General features: G+C 32.8%; 21 protein-coding genes. 15 read left to right on the top strand and 6 right to left on the bottom strand.

Going from position 1 to position 17,916, the window contains the following annotated elements:
* Positions 1–63: 63 nt before the first annotated feature.
* The 9 genes from AA089_RS03530 to AA089_RS24525 all read left to right on the top strand — a co-directional run bounded on the left by AA089_RS03530 (position 64) and on the right by AA089_RS24525 (position 6,809).
* The gene (locus tag AA089_RS03530; protein ID WP_046755527.1) at positions 64–1,077 is read left to right on the top strand and encodes a sensor histidine kinase; all 1,014 of its coding nucleotides are present in this window, start codon (positions 64–66) and stop codon (positions 1,075–1,077) included.
* A 4-nt stretch (positions 1,078–1,081) separates the two neighbouring features.
* Positions 1,082–1,846, top strand: coding sequence for a LytR/AlgR family response regulator transcription factor (locus AA089_RS03525; protein WP_046755526.1), 765 nt, complete (start codon positions 1,082–1,084; stop codon positions 1,844–1,846).
* Between the two features lie 200 nt (positions 1,847–2,046).
* Positions 2,047–3,738: a hypothetical protein gene (locus tag AA089_RS03520; RefSeq protein WP_046755525.1), complete on the top strand. Its 1,692-nt coding sequence runs from the start codon at positions 2,047–2,049 to the stop codon at positions 3,736–3,738.
* 19 nt (positions 3,739–3,757) lie between these two features.
* Complete coding sequence (locus AA089_RS03515; RefSeq protein ID WP_156168887.1) at positions 3,758–4,315, top strand: hypothetical protein; 558 nt, start codon at positions 3,758–3,760, stop codon at positions 4,313–4,315.
* Positions 4,316–4,384: 69 nt separating this feature from the next.
* Positions 4,385–4,786, top strand: coding sequence for a hypothetical protein (locus AA089_RS03510; RefSeq protein ID WP_046755523.1), 402 nt, complete (start codon positions 4,385–4,387; stop codon positions 4,784–4,786).
* Between the two features lie 6 nt (positions 4,787–4,792).
* On the top strand, positions 4,793–5,323 hold the full coding sequence (locus AA089_RS03505) for a hypothetical protein (protein WP_046755522.1): 531 nt from the start codon (positions 4,793–4,795) through the stop codon (positions 5,321–5,323).
* A 98-nt stretch (positions 5,324–5,421) separates the two neighbouring features.
* On the top strand, positions 5,422–5,844 hold the full coding sequence (locus tag AA089_RS03500) for a hypothetical protein (RefSeq protein WP_156168886.1): 423 nt from the start codon (positions 5,422–5,424) through the stop codon (positions 5,842–5,844).
* A gap of 142 nt (positions 5,845–5,986) precedes the next feature.
* Positions 5,987–6,448: a hypothetical protein gene (locus AA089_RS03495; RefSeq protein ID WP_156168885.1), complete on the top strand. Its 462-nt coding sequence runs from the start codon at positions 5,987–5,989 to the stop codon at positions 6,446–6,448.
* Positions 6,449–6,635: 187 nt separating this feature from the next.
* A complete protein-coding gene (locus AA089_RS24525; RefSeq protein ID WP_156168884.1) occupies positions 6,636–6,809 on the top strand; it encodes a hypothetical protein in 174 nt (57 codons plus the stop codon).
* Positions 6,810–6,851: 42 nt separating this feature from the next.
* Here the strand turns inward: AA089_RS24525 and ccsA are convergent, their stop codons facing one another.
* From ccsA to AA089_RS03480, 3 genes are all read right to left on the bottom strand, one after another.
* Positions 6,852–10,148 (bottom strand): cytochrome c biogenesis protein CcsA, encoded by a 3,297-nt coding sequence (gene ccsA, locus AA089_RS03490; RefSeq protein ID WP_046755519.1) that lies wholly within the window; start codon positions 10,146–10,148, stop codon positions 6,852–6,854.
* A 116-nt stretch (positions 10,149–10,264) separates the two neighbouring features.
* The gene (locus AA089_RS03485) at positions 10,265–10,654 is read right to left on the bottom strand and encodes a group III truncated hemoglobin (protein ID WP_046755518.1); all 390 of its coding nucleotides are present in this window, start codon (positions 10,652–10,654) and stop codon (positions 10,265–10,267) included.
* A gap of 761 nt (positions 10,655–11,415) precedes the next feature.
* Positions 11,416–11,700 carry a hypothetical protein gene (locus AA089_RS03480; RefSeq protein ID WP_046755517.1) on the bottom strand — a complete coding sequence of 95 codons (285 nt, stop codon included), beginning with the start codon at positions 11,698–11,700 and terminating at the stop codon, positions 11,416–11,418.
* Positions 11,701–11,765: 65 nt separating this feature from the next.
* On the opposite strand from AA089_RS03480, the gene AA089_RS03475 reads away from it, so the two are divergent.
* The 4 genes from AA089_RS03475 to AA089_RS03460 are packed head-to-tail and all read left to right on the top strand — an operon-like array spanning position 11,766 to position 14,659.
* Entirely contained in the window at positions 11,766–12,575 is an 810-nt protein-coding gene (locus AA089_RS03475) for a Rossmann-like and DUF2520 domain-containing protein (protein WP_316936940.1), read from the top strand.
* On the top strand, positions 12,562–13,095 hold the full coding sequence (locus tag AA089_RS03470) for a KdsC family phosphatase (RefSeq protein ID WP_046755516.1): 534 nt from the start codon (positions 12,562–12,564) through the stop codon (positions 13,093–13,095). The genes AA089_RS03475 and AA089_RS03470 overlap by 14 nt, the downstream gene beginning before the upstream one ends.
* A 13-nt stretch (positions 13,096–13,108) precedes the next feature.
* A complete protein-coding gene (locus tag AA089_RS03465; RefSeq protein WP_053002181.1) occupies positions 13,109–14,050 on the top strand; it encodes a geranylgeranylglycerol-phosphate geranylgeranyltransferase in 942 nt (313 codons plus the stop codon).
* Between the two features lie 6 nt (positions 14,051–14,056).
* Positions 14,057–14,659, top strand: a complete 603-nt coding sequence (locus tag AA089_RS03460) for a Maf family nucleotide pyrophosphatase (protein WP_046755515.1) — start codon at positions 14,057–14,059, stop codon at positions 14,657–14,659.
* 150 nt (positions 14,660–14,809) lie between these two features.
* Here AA089_RS03460 and AA089_RS03455 read toward each other — a convergent pair whose 3' ends face one another.
* From AA089_RS03455 to AA089_RS03445, 3 genes are all read right to left on the bottom strand, one after another.
* On the bottom strand, positions 14,810–15,019 hold the full coding sequence (locus tag AA089_RS03455; protein ID WP_046755514.1) for a hypothetical protein: 210 nt from the start codon (positions 15,017–15,019) through the stop codon (positions 14,810–14,812).
* Between the two features lie 171 nt (positions 15,020–15,190).
* Positions 15,191–15,928, bottom strand: a complete 738-nt coding sequence (locus tag AA089_RS03450) for an anti-sigma factor (RefSeq protein WP_046755513.1) — start codon at positions 15,926–15,928, stop codon at positions 15,191–15,193.
* 3 nt (positions 15,929–15,931) lie between these two features.
* A complete protein-coding gene (locus tag AA089_RS03445; RefSeq protein ID WP_046755512.1) occupies positions 15,932–16,471 on the bottom strand; it encodes an RNA polymerase sigma factor in 540 nt (179 codons plus the stop codon).
* Positions 16,472–16,582: 111 nt separating this feature from the next.
* Between AA089_RS03445 and AA089_RS03440 the strand changes: the two genes are divergently transcribed.
* Together AA089_RS03440 and AA089_RS03435 are read left to right on the top strand one after the other, a co-directional pair.
* The gene (locus tag AA089_RS03440; protein WP_046755511.1) at positions 16,583–17,350 is read left to right on the top strand and encodes a DUF4412 domain-containing protein; all 768 of its coding nucleotides are present in this window, start codon (positions 16,583–16,585) and stop codon (positions 17,348–17,350) included.
* Positions 17,351–17,360: 10 nt separating this feature from the next.
* Positions 17,361–17,912 (top strand): hypothetical protein, encoded by a 552-nt coding sequence (locus AA089_RS03435; RefSeq protein WP_046755510.1) that lies wholly within the window; start codon positions 17,361–17,363, stop codon positions 17,910–17,912.
* The last annotated feature ends 4 nt before the right edge of the window (positions 17,913–17,916 follow it).

Genomic DNA, 17,916 nt, shown 5'->3' with positions numbered 1-17,916 from the left:
CAAAAAATAACAATATTTCTATGTACACATAAAGGTTATTTAAACTATTTTTAAAAACGCATTATGAACACAAAACTGAACAGATCTGATTACATGCTTTTCGTAATTTATTACGGTGTATCTGTATTGATGACGATTTACGAATATGCAAAAAATGATCATTATTTACTGGAATATTTATTAGATATTCCAGCCTTTATCATCTTGGATGTTGGAATGATTTTGATTTTTCTGTATTGGTTGTTACCTAGTTATATCATTAATGAGAAAAAGTATTTTCATTTTGCTTTTTGGGCAATTATTTTGATGGTTCTTGCAGGTTATTTGGAAGATGTTATTGGGTATGTTAGTAGTGGACGCGAACTGAGCAACATTAAATATAATGCACAAGAAATTGTAAATTATATTTCAAATACTGCGGAAAGTATTGGGTTGCCTTTCGGATTATTTTTAGCTAAAAAATACTATGAAGAACAAATTTTATTTTCATCTATCAAACAAAAACAGAAGGAAAACGAGCTAAAATTGTTACGTTCGCAGATTAGTCCACACTTTTTGTTTAATAACTTGAATACGCTAGACGCGTTGATTGATAGTAATAAAGAAAAGGCGAAAGAGTATATTAATCGTTTGTCTTTAATTTACCGCTATTTAATTCAGACAAAAGATGCAGAAGTGATGGAATTAACCGAAGAAATGAACTTTGCAGAGAATTATATGTTTTTGATTAAAACCCGTTTTGGAAACGATTATGAGTTTGAAATCGTCAAAAATGTATCTTTAGAAGATAAGTTTGTTCCTACGGGCGCTATTCAAACCTTGTTAGAAAATATTGCCAAACACAACAGAGCGCAACATGGAAAAACAATTACCGCAACGTTGATAATTGATAAAAATTGGTTGACAATTTCCAACACAAAAAGCAATATAAAACCCAATCAGGAATCGTTGGGAACAGGTTTAAAAAACTTGGAATATCGCTACACATTATTATCAGATCAAAAACCTATTATTTCTGATACTTCAGATACATTTACCATCAAAATACCAATTATTCATTTAAGTAACGAATTGTAACATCATGTATATATTAATTTTGGAAGATGAAATTCCTGCTTACGAAAAACTGCTGGCAAATTTGAATGTATATTTCAATGAAGAAATTACACATGATTGGGCACGCTCTAACGAAAAAGCAAAAACGTTGCTCACTGAAAATAAGTATGATGTGATTTTGTCTGACATTCAGTTGTTAGATGGTATTTCTTTTGATGTGTTTAATTCGGTTACCATCAATTGCCCAATTATCTTTTGTTCGGCGCATGATGAGTATTTATTTCAAGCATTTCGCACCAACGGAATCGCGTATATTTTAAAACCGTATACACAAGATGATGTAAAGCAAGCATTGCAAAAATTTCAATCGTTCTTTAAAACGGAAAGCTACCAACCTATTCACAATCAAACAATTGATTTATTAAAATCTGCATTGAAGCAGGAAGAAATTCATTATAAAAAACGGTTTGTCATCAAAAAATCGAAAGGAATTCAGTTGCTCAATGTAAGCGACATTAGTTTGATAGAAGCTTCTGGGGATTTTTGTATGGCGATAGATCATTCAGGCAAAAAATATCCGATTTCGCATAATTTATCTACTATTTTCGAGATGTTGAATCCGTTAAAATTCTATCGGATCAATCGCAGTCAGATTGTACATATAGAATACATTGAAAACATTGAAAGTCACTTTAAAAATCGTTTACTAATACAACTTTCGGGCATTAAAGAAAAAGCGATGACGAGTTCTTCTACAACGTCAGATTTCCGCAAATGGTTGGAACAATAATAAAATTTTTATACCATTATCCAACACCTATCACCCAAAAAATCATTCCATTACGGAAATCCTCAAAAATAAAGGTAATACGTTTCCTATTTTAGCTAACAGTTAAAAATTATTCATTTGAATCTCAATTGTTTAGAAAAGAATATTGATTCTAAATTTCTCGAAAATCCTATGAATTACCCTAACATTAGATGCTATTCATGACACGAAAACTTAAAAACTATTCCAAACTTTTACTCTTGTCGCTTATTTTGTCAATAAGTTTTACAAATTGTGAAAAAGAGCAAGAACTTACTATTGAACATGAAACACAATTAAAAACGCTTAATGTCACTGGTTATATGGTAAAAGGCGATTCCATTCGTCAAACCAATAAAGAGTTGGATTTATTTTTAACAAAACGATTTGAACAGCGAAATCAATTTCTACCTGAAGATGTTACATCCAACACGTATGGATTTACTGTAAATACGAATCGTTTTATGCAATTAAACGGCGATCACTTTACCAATTATATTTTTACAATGACACGCAATACACCGCTATTGGATGGATTTGAAAATTACATGCTGACTGTTTTTAACGATGGTCGTTATATGCAAGTTTTAATTTATCATCCTTTAATTGATAGTGATGATGGACGCATTCCTGATATTAATGGAGCAACAGTAACTTATATAAATGATGCTGCACTTTTAACAGGAATTGAAAACTCTCCTTGTGGGAGTCCAAGTGAAGAAATCATTGCATGGAGCGATGAAGTAGATTGTGTTTATTTTAACTGTACAGCAGGAAATAACCATTCTTACGGACAAACTTGCTATGGTTCTCCAGGCGAACAACCATTTAGAATTTGTTATGGTGGCTGGGTTGTTACTGGATGTGTCAGCGGCGGCGGTTCAAGTACAGGTTCAAGTAGTACAAATCCAAATGATCCATTTCCTCCAACAGACAATGGTGGAAATGCTACAACACCTGTTGATCCAAATACACCTGACGAACCCATTCCTACTGTTCCTTTTGTTCCTGCTTGGCAAGAAGTTGTTGATTGTGTAAATGATGGAGCTTTGGGAAGTTTTGATAATAGCTTACCTTTATCAGCAAGTGATATTGACTGGCTGCAAAGCCAACAAGGTAGCGTGTATGCAGATGATATAAAGAGTTTTATTGTAGCTAATGGATGTGATGAAAGTAAAGCGTTTGTTGATGAGGCTATTGAATTAGTGAGAAATGGTGGTATACTAGATAAAGAAAATAGTGTTATATTAGATCCAAGTTTTGTAGGAACCAGAGCAGAATGTGCATATAATAAAATAAAAAACGCAAACGGAAACTTATATAAAAATACAATAGATCAATTTACTAATGATCCAAAATATAAATTAATTTTAACTGTTGGAAATTGTCAAAATACCGATGTTGCGTGTACTGACGGTAATCAAGTGGATATTAATGGAACTGTCAAAATAATAATTGAAGATTTGGGAGAACCAACATTAGAATTAATCTCAACTTTGCTACACGAAGCAATTCATGCAGAAATATTTAGATTTGTAAGTAAACATCAGAATGGTGTAGATCCTAATAATAAACCAAGATTGTTACAGCTCTATCAGTATTATAAAGACTTAGCCGAAGATCCAAATTATAATATAGATGATCCTGTCACATTAGCACAGCATACATACATGGCTGAAAAATATGTCATACCTATTGCAAAAGCAGTAAGAGAAATAGACGGTAATTCACATCCATTAGAATATTACATGTGGTACGGATGGGAAGGGTTAGAAGAATATGATTTTCAGAATCGACTAACTACAACATTAAAACAACAATATAATCAATATCAATCAATCGTAAATGGTAGCACGTCAGTTAATTGTAACTAAATTTATTATCATTTTTGTAATGATACTTTCTTTGACTTCATGTGAGAATGAGGACAATTCCGTTCAACACGAAACAACTGTACATACTCATGAAATTGTTAGTACATTAATTGATAAATTCTCGAAACCTATTCCTATACCACCAAAAACTACAGATAGTTATGACAATCCTATCACAAGAAATTCAACTAAAATAATTTCGGTCGGATTAAAGCAAATCATGCAACCTATTAGTTTAGAAAATTCAGCTAAAATAAATGATATTCTAAGTGAAATTGATACGACTTTCAAGATTAAATTTGGACAAAAAGAGGAAATATTAACTATTGAATTACAAAAACTTCAAAAGGAAGGTAACTATACAACTCGCTATATCAATGAGGAAAAAGACATATTCAATTCAATTGACATTTTATACAATCTCTCAACAATTCATTTCAACGACGATTATTCAAAAGCGGTAGTTATTATGGGCATGAGTAGAGGAAAATTGAGTGGTTTTGCTGATATCATTGTACTAGAAAGAGTCGATAGAAAATGGTTGATTATTAAAAGGGAAAACTTACATATTTCTTAAAGCTCAAAAGTAAAATAATAATATATCTTAGTAACTAATGCTATAAATAATCCTGATTATAAAGCTTTAGTGCAAGCATACACGAAATATCAGGCTAATAATAATCCACAAGGACTTATTGGAACTTTACAAGTTTTAGACCATCAATATATGACTATCTTTGTTGATGATATGATACATACATTAAAAACAGTTGGTTTGAATATGGGATATCAAGAAAATTCACCACAATTATTTGACAGTTATTTAAAAGATTTAGTATGGTCAGGTTCGCTTGAAGAAACAACTCTTTTTGGAACTACTTTTATATTTGCTGAGCAAGAAAGAATACATTATCGTGGATTAGCTGAGTTAAAAAACATGGATTTCACATATCAATTTTATGATGAAAATGGTATTCCAAACGCAATTACGATTCAACCACAATCTAATGTAATTAATAACTCAAATTCACCTTGTTTTCCTAATTAATATTGTATGAAAAAAGTAATTTTAATATTGATAATAATTTTTATTTTAGGATGTAATTCTCAGAAAAATACTGATGAATCTGATATCATTAACCTTGTAGGTGAAGAATATTTACATGATGAATATTTGATGAAGCTCACTGAAAATGGCGTAGTATTCAAACAATTTGAAAACATGGAAGATATAAACAAGATATTATCAGAAATAAATAAGTTAAAGGAAATAACACCTCTATTAAAAGAGAAAATATTTAATCCTAAAGAAATTTCGCATTATTTAATACAAATTGATACCATAGACTTTTTGAAAATTAATTTCAAAAACCCAAAACTACGCAGTTACAAATCGGCAGAAAAAGAACAAAATCAATATGAATATTACAAACAAACTATTTCCAAACCTTTATTCTCTATGGATCAAAACTATGCGATAGTTATCACATCAGGTTCGCATAATGTATTACTAAAAGTTTTTCAAAAAAATAAAAATAATCAATGGTCGTCTTTAGGGAATTTTAATGTTTTTCCCGCTAACTAAGATTTTAAAGATCCTAACTTTAAAATTAAACCGAATAATGAAAAATAGAATATTACAAATACAATTAATAACTATAAAGCTAATAATCTCAATCAAATATGTACAGAATAAAAATAATATTGATTCTATTGTTTTCTTTAATCCATACGCAGTGTTCAGGTCAACAAGAAGAAGTTATCTACATCTTTTTTAAAGATGGACAATCAATAGATTGTGTCAAACCTAAATCCAATAAAAAGGAAGACATCTCCACAGTGAATTTTAATGGAAAAATGAATAAGTTAGATGCTAAAACTTTTTTCTTTTGTCAAGAACGATTTATTAAAATAGATAATCATAGTTCAACAATTACGTTGCAAACCTTTAATTCTCTTGATTTTGTGAAACATTCATATCTCTATCAAGAGCACCTTAAGAAAGATATGTTCTCTAAAAAAGATACATTTGAGAAAATTTATATTATCGAAGAAACAAGTCCACAAAACTATAGTAAGCATCAGGTTTATTGGTCAAGTAATTAAAAATTAATACTCTTTAGTGAATTAATAGTAAAGGTAATAAACGTACAAAACAATACATCAAATGCAAAAGGTATTAACTGTCAAAAAAGAATAAACTTGGAAAACGCTATCACTAATGCTTTACAAAATGAAACACATAATTATGCTAATTAAGATAATTCTCATATTTTTCCTCTTCGCCTTGACGGGAAATCTATGCGCGCAGGAAATTCCGAAAGACAAAATTGTTTTAAATTTTACTCAATACAAAGACAAATGTGAAGACATTGACCTTTTGAAACATCTAAAAAAAGAGCGAAAAGAAGGTGTACAGTTTAATCTGTGTGGCAAAGCAATTTTCCTGCATCCGACAAATGTACAGGTGGATACGATATCAAATACAAACTTAGAAGAATATACGTTTGCAACCATCGAAAACATAGAAACACTAGTACATAAATGGCGTGAAAAAGTCAGACCGATGTTACAAAAGAAATACGGTAAACTATTTCCGCAAACAGAAAATAAAAATAATATGTTTGAAACATATTTGACAGAAAAACTCTCTGATGACTACACAGCAATGTATCGTGTATATTGGCTGAATCAAGAAATACAACGGTAATTTTTAAAAAAGAAAACGTATATATTTCTTAAAACAAAATAGTCCTTGAACAATAATAAGTTCATATTTTTCTTACGAACGACTTGACTTTTTCCACAAAATCTCCAACATCGTTGCAAGCAAAAAAGGGTGTTTATCCTGCGAATTATATGATGCGTTTCTATTATTTTGTTTCAAAAAATAAATCATGGCACAATTTATAGAAATCACAGATATCGATAATGTAGAGTTTCAAGTAAATGTAGATCATATTGTATCATATGCAGCATATGATTCACATTCGGTCATCTCATTAGTAAATATTGATAAGATTCAAACAAGTTTGACATTAAACGAAATAAGCGCGTTAATTGCTAGCTAAAAACTAACAATAACGCGCTTATGAATTCGTATATATAAAGAATTACTTTTTGTAATGAACTCGATAGCGCCAATAGGTCAATCCTCCATAAATCAACCATACAGTTGTCGCTACAATAACAAATTTAGGTCCTAAAACGGCGTCTCCAGTTGCATACGAGTGCAATCCGCTTAAGACGAAGTTTACACCAAAATAGGTAAATAATATAGAGCCAAAAGCTGCAATTGCCATCCAATTGAAAAACCATCTTCCGCGTAATCCTGGCACCAAACGCATATGCAATACAAATGCATACACCATAATACTAATTAATGCCCAAGTTTCTTTTGGATCCCAGCCCCAATAACGTCCCCAGCTTTCATTTGCCCACATTCCGCCAAGGAAGTTACCAATAGTCAACATGACCAAACCAATCGTAATTGCCATTTCATTGATAATGGTAATTTCTTTTAGGTTGAGTTCCATACGTTTTTTATTCTCTTTTGTGGTCAAAAGTATCAGCAATAGCGAAACGATTCCTAAAATCATCGCTAATGCAAAAGGTCCGTAACTGGCAACAATCACTGCAACGTGAATTAACAACCAATAACTGTCTAAAACAGGTTGCAAGTTGGCAATATTTGGATCGAGCCAATTCATGTGTGCGCCCCATAAAATCATAGCTACTACAAAAGTTGTTGAAGAAATGGTTAAGTCAGATTTTCGCCCAAATAACAATCCAAATAACATGGTTGCCCAAGCGACGTAAATCATAGATTCGTAGGCGTCACTCCAAGGTGCATGACCTGAAATATACCAACGTGCTATCAAACCTAACGTATGCAACACAAAAAGTCCTATAATGGCAAACTTATAGACGGTAATTTTTCGACGAATGAATTTATTGTTTTTGAAAATTTGGAAAATAATTGAGAAAAACATCAACGCGCCAACCAATAAATAATACATCATTAGCTTTTCAAAAACGTTGTATTTGTTATATGAAATTTCTGCTTCAATTTTATTCATAGAAGGAAGCACATCACTTCCAAATTCTTCCTGACGTTTACGAAAACTTTCCAGCATTCTGTCAGCTTCTTTATAATCTTTACTTTTGTTAGAAGCGTTTAAAATCAAGGTGTATACAGGCATTGCATTTTTTACATACTTCGCATACGCTGAATCTTTGATACCTTGATCTGGATTGTCCAAATAGTTTCTCCCTGAAATCCATTTGTTGTTTTCGTGATTTGGAATTGGAAAGATTTTTAAAATATCGCCTGAAACTGCTCTGTTTAATAACCCAAGTTTTAAATCGAATTCTTTAATCGCTTTTTGATACTGATTTGGTGTGTTTGAAGCATACGCATCTTCTAAATACGGCGCTAATTTATATTGTCCTCTTTCATCAAAGAAATCTGTAAGTTTGGCGTAATAATCCGATTTTTCAATCCCAATAATTTTTCGAATACTGTCGTGTTTTTGACGTTTTACGCTAATAATATTTGCATTGTACCAAAGTTTTGGATATTGAATCATGGATAAGAAAACCTGATTCGCTGATAAATCATTATATGTGTTTGATTTGCTCAATTTACGCACCAATTCTTGTGCAAACGTATTGGCAGGTTTCATACGTCCATCATCATCCTGAATGATCAAACGACCAAACTTTTCCGCATGTTCTTTAGCAACCGCGTTGGCTGAAATGATAGAATCTATTTGTGTATCTGTAATTTCTTTGGTAACAACTTCATGCTCATGTCCTTCGCCTGGCGCATGATTGTGTCCTTCATGTCCATCTTCTTGAACAATCACTTTTTCCTGAATTACTTTTTCCGTAGTTTCAGGCTTTTCTTGAGCAATCGCACCGAAACTAAACAACAGTAATGCGACAACTGTTAATGTCGTTTTCTTCTTCTTAATTTTTTCTAATTGTTTCTTTAAAGCACCAAAACGTGTGTTTTTATCAAACATGATGACCATTAATGCCAAATACAGTAAAAAGTATCCTAAATACGTAATATTTGTTCCCCAATAATCATGACTTACGGAAAGAATGGTTCCTTTTTCATCTCTATCAAATTGCGCTTGGAAAAAACGATATCCTTTGTGATCCATAATGTGATTCATATAAATGTCGTAATCAAAAGGTTCGTCATCTACCACAGAAACTCTACTTTTAAACGATTTGTAACCGCCTTGTCCTACAGTTCCAGGGTAACGTTCCGCAATAAAATCGTTCAATTTGATGCTAAACGGAAGTTGCATTCGATCGGCTCCAAATGACAAGTGGAAATCCAATCCGCCAATCTTAGTCGTTACTGGAGGATTCAATGTTCCTTTTCCACCAAGCAAACGTACTTCTTCTGTTTCTCCTTTTGTTGTGACTTCCAAAATGATAGCATCTGCCTGATCTTTTAGCTTTTCAGGAGTTTCTACAACGCCTATTTTTCCTTTGATGGCAGGATCAGGAATTACAAATTGCAACCCACCTAAATTGTATAACGAACGCAATTGAAATGTTTGCAAACTATCTTTTACAACTTTTCCACCTTGTTGCATCGCCATAATCATGTAATCGCCTTCAAACGGACTATGAATGGTATAGCCAGCATCTGTAGATCGAATACTGATAATAGGTTTGTTGGGATTAATGGTATCTTTTTCAGGCTTATTAAACGCTACCAAAATATTGTGAATGCTGGTCGTTTTGCCTGATTCTAAAAAGTGATTGTGACGATTTCCGCCACCTGATTCTACAATTTTAAGGTATTCAATTCCGTTTTCATCTGCTATAATTCCTTCTTCTGCGCCTTGAATATATCCTTTGTAATCAATGGTAAAATCTTGTCCGTTGAAATCATTTTCCCATGGAAAACCGCCATTTAACCAAGAACCTGGTGCAATTCCTTTATGAGAAATTAAATAATCGCCCTTAAGGACTTTACGTTTGGGTTCGCCATTAATTTCGCCATCTACGAAAGCCGTAATGTATGTTTTTTCGGAAAGAAAGGTATTTTCAGTAGCGCCTTCACGAATTGGCATCACACCTTCATAGCTAATATAACGTGTGACGAATGCGCCAAGAAGGATAAAAACGAACGATAAATGAATCAATAAAGTTGCCCATTTTTCTTTTCGATACAAGCGATATTTAAAGATATTCCCAAAGAAATTTACCATAAATAACAACATGATGAGTTCAAACCACCATGCGTTGTAAATCCAAATTCTTGCTGTTATTGTTCCGTGTTCGCTTTCGACAAAAGTTCCTATTCCCATGGCCAAAGCGAATGCAAAAAAGAGGACAGCCATTAATCGTGTAGAAAAGAGAATATTCTTGATGAAATTACCCATTATGTAGCGTTATCGATTAGATCAAAATTTCAGTATGCAAAAATACGGCATTTTGTATAATTTAATGTCTATTTAACATTCTATTTACGCTTATTTAGGAATATTCTAAGTAGGCATTATTTTAGTGTGCGTGCTTCAAATAATTTCACGTAAATAAATGTTCCCATTTTGCGTGCTCTATTCTTTGCAATATTGACTTTTTCGCCTTCAAAAAGGACATCTAAGGTTTGAATCCAATAGTTAAGCCAAATGCCAAAATGTTGTTCATTGATTGTATGTTGGATAGCTTTATCGACTTCAATGTGTTTTTCTAGCGGATTTCCTTTGTATTTGTTGACGAAGAATAAACTACTTTCCCAAAAATCTGTCAAATGCTCCAAATGTGCGTCCCAATGGGTAATCCGAGCATTAAAAATTGGACCAAGTACTGCATCTTTCCGAATTTGATCGTAAAACGTAGTCACCAACAAATGTACATCTGCTCTATTTTGAATGTCGTTTTTCATTTTATGGGTTTTGGGTTAATTGTTAGTTCGTCAATTTGCTTGTTTGTGGATCTGTTGATTGAAAGAACACTTTTACATTTATAATTTCGTTATTCGTTGCTCTCTGTTCGTTGTTTAGTTGAAACTAACTTGTACATTTAAAATTTAACATTTATAATTCAAAATTCGTTATTCGTTATTCGTTATTCTCTGTTCTTTGTTCTTTGTTGAGTTGTTGAGTTGTTGAGTTGTTGAGTTGAAACTAACTCGTACATTTAAAATTTAACATTTATAATTCAAAATTCGTTATTCGTTATTCTCTGTTCTTTGTTCTTTGTTGAGTTGTTGAGTTGTTGAGTTGAAACTAACTTGTACATTTAAAATTCAACATTTATAATTTTAAAATTCGTTATTCGTTATTCGTTATTCTTTACTCTCTGTTCTCTGTTCTTTGTTGAGTTGTTGAGTTGTTAAGTTGTTAAGTTGTTGAGTTGAAACTAACTTGTACATTTAAAATTCAACATTTATAATTTATAATTTCGTTATTCGTTATTCGTTATTCTCTGTTCTCTGTTCTCTGTTCAGTTGAAATTATTCTTTCACATTCAACATTCAACATTCAACATTCAACATTTAACATTTAAAATTTAGCCTAGCCTAGCCTAATGTACACAAAAAAGAACCAAGCCCTGTGAATGAGTTTCACAAAACTTGGCGTGTTAGTGTTTACGTAAGAATGTTAGAAATATAAATGCTTCAACCTATATTTTCTGCTTTATTTTTTAAATTGAGTTTACAACAATAAACATCACATTAAGCAACAAGCTTAATATCAACATATTGAACACCCATTTTTCTCTTAATTGTGCTAAAATTGCTGCATTGTAAAACGATGTAAATATGACACATAAAAATAATTGCACCAAGCCAGAAATAGTATCTAGTCCGTTCATAAGGATGTACATAGCAGCAATTCCTCCGATACAACTTTGTAAAATAATTGTTAGCGGAATGTACATAGTGTATTTGCTCTTAAACTCGTTGTAATATTCTGTATATAAAGTCATCGTTTTGTGGTTTTTGTTCTTGACAAATATCGAAACACCGTTTATTATTTTTCATGATATTTATCATGTTTGGAAAATTTGTTTCAAAAACCGTAAAGTGTTACTATTTTAGCGGCATGATAAAAATGGTCATTTTAGGCGCTGGAAATATTGCGCAACATTTGTATACCGTGTTTCAATCTGCTGAAAAGCTTGATGTTATTCAAGTCTACAACAGATCGAAAAGCGCGTTATCGTACTTTAAAGATGTAGCTACAATCACAAGTTTAAAACATCTTGCGGAAGCAGATATCTACATTATTGCGGTGACAGATGATGCCATTCCAAGTATTGCCAATAAATTACCGTTTACAGATCGTTTGGTCGTACATACGTCTGGAAGTGTAAGCATGCATGAATTGCACAAAAAGAATAGACGTGGTGTGTTTTATCCGTTGCAAACGTTTACAAAAGGCATTCAGATCGATTTTTCTACTATTCCTATCTGTTTGGAAAGCGGAGAGAAAGCAGATTTTAAAATCTTGCAAAAAGTAGCAGATGCTATCGGAACTACATCATATAAAATAAGTTCGGAACAACGACGAGCCTTGCATGTTTCAGCCGTTTTTGTAAATAATTTTAGCAATCATTTATACCGAATTGCACATGAAATTTGTGAAAGCAACAATGTTCCTTTTGAAATATTGAGTCCACTCATTCAGGAAACCGCGGCGAAAATAAACACACTAACGCCGTATATGGCACAAACTGGTCCGGCAAAACGCGGCGATCAGAAAACAATTGACAGTCATTTAGAAAAATTAGACAAAGACATTCACAAAGAAATATATACCTTGCTCACGCAATCAATTGCAAAAACTTATGGAAGACACTAAAAGCTACAAAGAATATTTAAACCATATTGACACCTTTATTTTTGATGTTGATGGTGTATTGACCGACGGAACGGTAACAGTCACTTCTACAGGCGAAATGTTACGTCGCATGAATATCAAAGACGGTTATGCGCTGAAAACTGCCGTGATGAATGGGTATAATGTTTGTATTATTTCTGGTGGCACCAATGAAGGTGTTCGCAAACGCTTACAAGGATTGGGAATTACAGATATTTACTTAGGTGCGCATCAAAAAGTAGAACAATTAGACGAATATATTGCGAAGAAAAACATCAAGCTTGAAAACGTATTGTACATGGGCGATGACATTCCAGATGTTCCTGTATTAAAACGTGTCGGATTATCTACATGTCCACAAGATGCCGCATATGAAGTCTTAGAAATTTGCAAATACATTTCACATGTTGATGGAGGAAAAGGTGCAGCAAGAGATGTGATTCGTCAAGTGATGAAAGTACAAGGAAAATGGGATGATAATTTTGACGCTAAGTACGATTAAATTATAAAAATTCATGGCAAAGTTTTTACAACTTATTCGTTTTCCAAACTTGGTCATGATTGCGCTGACGCAATTCCTCTTTTTTTACTATTGGATTGTTCCTTTTGACGATTGTTATATAAAAATAGGTTTATTTTCCTTGGTAGTATTGGCTACGATTTTGATTGCTGCTGGCGGAAATATTATCAACGATATTTTTGATGTAGAAACCGATCGAATCAACAAACCTCACAAATTGTTTATTGATACATATATTTCCAAAAAGAACGCTTATCTACTCTACTTTATCTTCACTTTCGTGGGAATTGGTCTCGGAAGCTATGTTGGTTTTGCGATCAATCGTACATGGATTTCATTGATTTTTCTAGCAATTGCAGGATTGTTGTTTTTGTACAGTTCACATATAAAAAAAATTCCTATTCTGGGAAATGTGATAGTTTCCATATTGGTAGCAAGTAGTTTATTGATTTTAATTGCATTCAACAAAGAACATACAGTCCGTGGAAAACATTTTAATCTTTTCAACGATTTTTCGTTAATCGCCATTGAAATCTACGCCATTTTTGCCTTTCTAATCAATCTCATGCGTGAACTTGTAAAAGATAACGAAGATGTAAATGGCGATTATAATGCAAATATGAACACACTTTCCATTGTTTTGGGAAGAAATAGAGTGAACAAAATTGTTGCTGTTTTAGCAGGATTGACGATTGTTTTTATTCTGTATATAATAAGCGAATATTTACAAGGAAAAACGATTACAACAGCGTATGTATTGCTCACAATACTATTACCACTACTCTATTGTATCATCAAAATTTGGCAAGCAGATACCAAACGAGAATATAAAATCATATCACTTTTATTAAAATTAATTATGCTATTTGGAATTCTGTCAACCGTCATTATTCATTATTTCGACCGATTTGATAAATTCTCATCTTTACTATCCTAAAAAATTATGCTACACAAACTCTCTGAGAAATACCATATCATTTTAGCTTCTGGTTCGCCAAGAAGACAACAGTTTTTTAAAGACTTAGGGTTGGACTTTGAAATTCGTTTAAAATCCGTTGAAGAAGTCTATCCTGAACAGCTACAACATCATGAAATTTCAGATTACTTAGCTAAACTAAAAGCTTCAGTTTTTACAAATGAGTTAAAAGCGAATGAAGTATTAGTGACTTCAGATACAGTAGTTTGGCATGAAGGTGTTTCACTTGCAAAACCACAAGATGCACAAGAAGCATTTGATATGATTTTCGCCATGAAAGGCAAAAGTCACGAAGTCATTACGTCGGTTTGTTTTACGACCGCAACTTCACAAAAAGTAGTGCATGAAATTACAAAAGTGATTTTTGAAGACATGACCGAAGATGAAATTTGGTACTACATAAATAATTTTAAACCGTTTGACAAAGCTGGCGCATACGGCATTCAAGAATGGATTGGCTACACAAAAGTTGCACGTATTGAAGGTTCGTATGCTAATGTTGTAGGTTTGCCAACACATTTGGTGTACAAGGTATTTTCGGAAATAGCACAACTCTTTCCTGAAAACTAAAAAAGACTGTCTAAAAAGTATAAATAAGCGTCATTCTGAATTCAATTCAGAATCTCATAACACTGATTTTCAATGATGATGAGAAACCGAATCAAGTTCGGCTTGACGAAAATTTAGCTTTTCAGACAGCCTATCAACATACAAATGTTATTATTTATCCATGTTGCACAAAAAGATACTTTCATAAGGATTTGTAGAACAATCTACTGTACAATTTCCGCAAGATGCCATACCTGTACAAGTCTGATCTACTGATTGTCCAACTGGAGGTCTTGATGATCCACCTTTTGCTGCATCTGTTGATAATACTGAAATTGATTTTTTGTTAAGCGATAAACTTCTGAAATTCTTTTTTTTCATAATAGTATATTTTGTGGTTAAACATTGAATCAAAACTACCTCATAATCAAACCATTACAAAACGATAGTAATCGTGATTTATAAAATATTGGGTTTCAAAAAAAGGAAATAAAACGGTATTTATAAATTACGACTTCGCTTCGCTACGAAAAAAAATAATACAAAAAAAGTCTATTGTAATTTTGCCAATAAAGCGTCTCTTTCCTTGATTTTAAAAGAAAAATTCATCGTTTTCATATATTCCAACGCTTTTAATGCCTTTTCTTTTTCATCAAGTTTTATGTGAATAAGCGCGCCATACCAATAAATTTGTGGTGTAAATCGTGTTTTACGATGTTTTATTTCGCGAAGAATAGCCAAAGCTTCTTTTTCTTTTCCTAAATTGAGCAAACTCATCGCTTTGTAAAATGAAATTTCTGTATTCGGATTGTCAAATCCTGCTTGTATCAAATCGAAAGTTTTAATCGCTTCTTCGTAATTTTTAGCTTCATATGCTCTCGTAGCTTCCGTAAGAAGTTTTCCATCACTTGGCCCACGAGTTACAGGTTGCAACGCATTCGGATACGGTTCAAAATAAGTTGCATACAATGTTTCATTCGTATTTGCTTGTTGAATGATGTAATTTCCAAGCAAACCAAAAAATAACAACAATACAATTGCAATTGCCAAACGTTTATAGTTTCGAGAAGGTTTAGCCGCATTTGTCGTTTCGGAAGTAGTTTCTAACTGTTGTAATTGTGCTTTTAAATCGTCTTTTTCATGCGAAGTGATAGCAGCATGAATGTTTTCATATTCCGCCACAGCGTTTGCAAACTCAGGATCCGTAGCAAGCAACGTATCAAACTGTTGCTGTTCGGTTTCGCTTAAACTTCCGTGTATGTATTTTTGAATCAATTCGTCTGTATCCATCTGTCAATCGTTCTTAATCAGTGTTATCAATTTCTTCAAACACCTTGATTTATGACTCTTTACTGTATTTTCATCTTTATAGTGCGTTTGCGACACAATTTCTTTAATACTCAAACCACGATAATAGAACAAACGTAAAATATGCTGGCAACTTTCGCCCAAATGCCCAAAATACTTTCGCAACTGTTGTTGTTCTTCAGATAAAACGGTTTCTGTGAACACAATTTCTTCATAATCATCTTCCTGTTCAACGGCACCAACCAATTGTTTTCGTTCTCTTAAACGATCGTAAATTTTATGTTTCCCAATACTAAACAAATAGGTTTTTAAACTACTGTCGTCCAACTGTGTTTGTTTTTGAATGAAATTCTGATACATCGCAATCACACTATCTTGATACACATCAATCAAATCTTCACGATCCAAACGAAAACGCAGTCCGTAACTCACAAAAGCTTCTTTGTAATTGAGATACACTTCTTCTAGCGCCTTTTTATCATCACTGCGCAATCGGGTTTGTAAATCTACGTGTTGCTTTTCCATTTAGTCTGAACTCAAAACGAAAGGTTAACACTACGATTTAAAATTTTATTTCACTGACGTGTTAACCTTTTCCTTCGTAAATATATAAAGAGGAAATGAAACCTAATAACAATGAAACCAATTTTTAAAATCAGTTTGTGTGTGATGCTATTTTTTGCGTGTCAAATAAGCCATGCGCAACTCTTAAAACGCATTCAGGAAAAAGTAGAAAACAAAGCAGAACAAAAAGCGATGGAAGAAGCTGAAAAAGCAGCTGATAAAATGCTTGACAACATGTTAGGCAAGAAAAAGAAACCTGCTATAAATGCCGAAAACACTGCAAATTCATACACTTTTAATCAAAGTATTACCATTGAAATAGAAGCTGAAGGAAACGAAAAAGCTCAGCTCGATTTTCTATTTGACAAGAAAAATTCAAACATCATTTGCATGAAATTGAACACTGAACAAGATGCTTCAAGCGGAGAAGTGTACGCTGTTATTACGCCAAATTCAAGCACCATGTTTATGAATATGCCTGGCATGAAAATCAAGAAAAAAGTTTCTAAAGAAGAAATGGGAACTATTGATTATACCTCAAAAGTGCCACAAAAAAGTGAGCTGGTCAAAACAGGAAAAACGAAAACGATTCTTGGGTATACCTGTTACGAATATTTCTATGAAAATGAAGGTGGAAAAGTACACGCTTGGGTAACCAAAAATTTTCCAATCCAAGGAAAGTTTATACCAATTTTAGGCATGAAAGAAAACGGTCCATTTGAAGGTTTTGTGATGGAATTACGGTTTGAAAGTAACAATGAAAAAAGTTCCATAAAAGTTGTCAAACTAGATACAAATATAAATGTAAAAATAGACGCGAACGCCTATACATCAATGTAAAAACAAACTCATGAAAAAACTATTCTTATGCATATGCATTCTAACTGCATTCTGTTTTACCACTAACAAAAAACATTTCATTACGGTAACATTTAGTGATGGCCCGTTAAAAGGAACACACACATTTTATCCTGAAAAGGGAAACTTTGCAAGTCAGGCAAACATTGAATTTTTTGAAGGCGCATGCAATGTAAATGCTTCAAAATTGATGACGGCAGACGGTTTTCAAATTCATTACATCAATCGGTATTTCATGGGCGAAGCTTCCAAAGGAACGCATCAACCGAAAGAAAGTATGCAAGGTTGTGGAAGCATCAACTTTATTGACCTCAACAATAGTAAAAGTTACAAACGTATTGATGGCGATTTTACTGGTTGTACCACTACAAATATTACAAATGTGAGCAATTGGAACGAAGGAATTGTTAAAAAACGAAGAACCGTTTCAGGCAATTTTGAAGATACTGCCACACTCAGAATTCGTATGGATGACGGTTCTGAAAAAACAATAACAACCAATGTAAAAGTTGAATTTGCCGTAAACGAATCACGAAGAAAATAATATG

Source organism: Kordia jejudonensis, assembly GCF_001005315.1.
Classification (GTDB): domain Bacteria; phylum Bacteroidota; class Bacteroidia; order Flavobacteriales; family Flavobacteriaceae; genus Kordia; species Kordia jejudonensis.
This window is presented reverse-complemented; position numbering and strand designations above follow the sequence as displayed.